Origin of the sequence: Kribbella deserti, from assembly GCF_042434725.1 — a bacterium.
GTDB classification, from domain to species: domain Bacteria; phylum Actinomycetota; class Actinomycetes; order Propionibacteriales; family Kribbellaceae; genus Kribbella; species Kribbella deserti.
Genome location: NZ_JBHLTC010000016.1, coordinates 1 through 862, shown reverse-complemented (window position 1 = coordinate 862; position 862 = coordinate 1). Strand labels below are relative to the sequence as shown.

2 protein-coding genes are annotated in these 862 nt (G+C 61.5%); both read right to left on the bottom strand.

The genetic code is table 11. From position 1 onward, the window contains the following. Positions 1–132, bottom strand: a 132-nt coding sequence (locus ACFFGN_RS13425) for a polyketide synthase docking domain-containing protein (protein ID WP_380047108.1), incomplete at its 3' end; no start/stop codon positions are given. A 3-nt stretch (positions 133–135) separates the two neighbouring features. Continuing rightward, a partial coding sequence (locus ACFFGN_RS13420; RefSeq protein WP_380047106.1) for a phosphopantetheine-binding protein occupies positions 136–862 on the bottom strand: 727 nt, incomplete at its 5' end.

Below are 862 nucleotides of genomic sequence, written 5' to 3'. Positions count from 1 at the left end.
CCGACACGCCATCCCAACAATCGCGATCGGCTCATGAACCTCATCCTCAAGCTCCTGGACACGATTTCGCGCGGTACGCACATCCGCTAGCGAGCGTTTGAGGTATTCACGCAACTGCTGTTCGTCGGCCATGTGTCAGTGCTCCAGGGTGGGTTCGTCGATGAGGGCAAAGAGCTCTTCATCACTCGCGGAATCCAGGTCGCTCAGGTCCTGGCCTCTGTCTCCTCCGTTCGCGTCGACAAGCGATAGCAACTCGCGCAGGCTGTCCCGGATCGGACCGAGTCCATCGGGCAAGACGGTTGCGGCGAGGAGTTGCTGCTTGGCTTGGTCGAGGTTGGTCAGAACGGAGGCGTTGGTGTTCGGAGTGTTGTCGGTGATGAGTTGCTGCCGTAGGTAGAGCGTGAGTGCCATGGGTGTCGGGTGGTCGAACACGACGGTGGCTGGAAGCTTCAGTCCGCTCAGTCTGTTGAGGCGGTTACGCAACTCCAAGGCAGTGAGCGAATCCAGTCCGAGATCCTTGAACGCGTGCTCACTGTTGATCTGGCTGTGCTTTTGGTGGCCGAGTACCGACGCGACTTCCCGGCGAACCAGATCGAGCAGACGTTGGGTGCGTTCCTCGGCGGGTAACGCAGCAAGGGTGGCAGTCAGGTCGACTCCCTTTCGGGGTGTCCGCTCGTCTGCCGCGCGCCTACCCCTCGGTCCAACGAGATCTCGAAACATCCCGTGCGGAAGATCGGGCCGGCCCCGTAGCACGGCAAGGTCCACCCCGACCGGAACAACAACCGGTTCGGCCAACCGCAATGCCTGGTCGAAAAGCGTCATACCGGTGCCGGATGGCATCGGGACCAGCCCATCTCGCCTC